The following is a 712-nucleotide window of genomic DNA, read 5'->3' on the forward strand; positions in this document are numbered from 1 at the left end:
GTGTGCCCGCAGTAGCCGCAGAACTTATGGGATCGGAAAAATTCTGCCAGTTGCACGCCACGCCCGGCAAGCTGGAACAGACCGACGTCCAGATCGATCACCTAGCGAACCGACCCCATTTCGTGATGGCGATGCTGCTGGATCAACCACACGGGATCGCCCTGCCATTCGCCGAGCCAGAGTGCCCTCTGCCCCGCAAGATCGAAACGTCCTGCCTCGCCGTAAGGTAATTCTCCGCCGGGCAACCATAATTTTTGTTCGTGGCTGACGATCCACCAGCCGCGATCTAATTTTTCAATTATACGATCCATATCTATTGCACTACCTTTGCTTCACAGGCATGTTGATAACAATATTCTTACATTTCCGGGTGGCCAGCTTTTTCATCTTAACCTTGTGGAGTCAAACATGCTAAACCAGCTACAAAGCCTGACAGAGCGCGTCGGAGGAAGTCATGACCTGGTCGATCGCTGGCTGCACGTGCGTAAACATTTGCTTGTTGCTTACTACAATCTGGTTGGCATTAAGCCTGGCAAAGAATCGTATATGCGGTTGAATGAAAAAGCGCTGGATGATTTTTGTCAAAGCCTGGTCGACTACCTTTCCGACGGTCATTTTAATCTATATGAACGTATTATTCGCGAAATGGAAGGGACCAGCCCGTATTTAGCGGCCACGAAACTCTACCCACTGCTAGAAGCCAATACTCAGC

At 50.3% G+C, this 712-nt stretch carries 1 protein-coding gene and 1 pseudogene; one reads left to right on the top strand and one right to left on the bottom strand.

Annotated features, from left to right (window positions below):
- Positions 1-311: pseudogene (nudC, locus tag K5E19_RS23205) on the bottom strand (NAD(+) diphosphatase); the annotation flags it as partial.
- A gap of 97 nt (positions 312-408) precedes the next feature.
- Between nudC and K5E19_RS23210 the strand changes: the two are divergent.
- On the top strand, positions 409-712 hold a 304-nt coding region (locus K5E19_RS23210; protein ID WP_221553282.1), incomplete at its 3' end, for a sigma D regulator.

The sequence above is a fragment of the Enterobacter sp. RIT637 genome (genome assembly GCF_019718755.1).
GTDB lineage: Bacteria > Pseudomonadota > Gammaproteobacteria > Enterobacterales > Enterobacteriaceae > Enterobacter.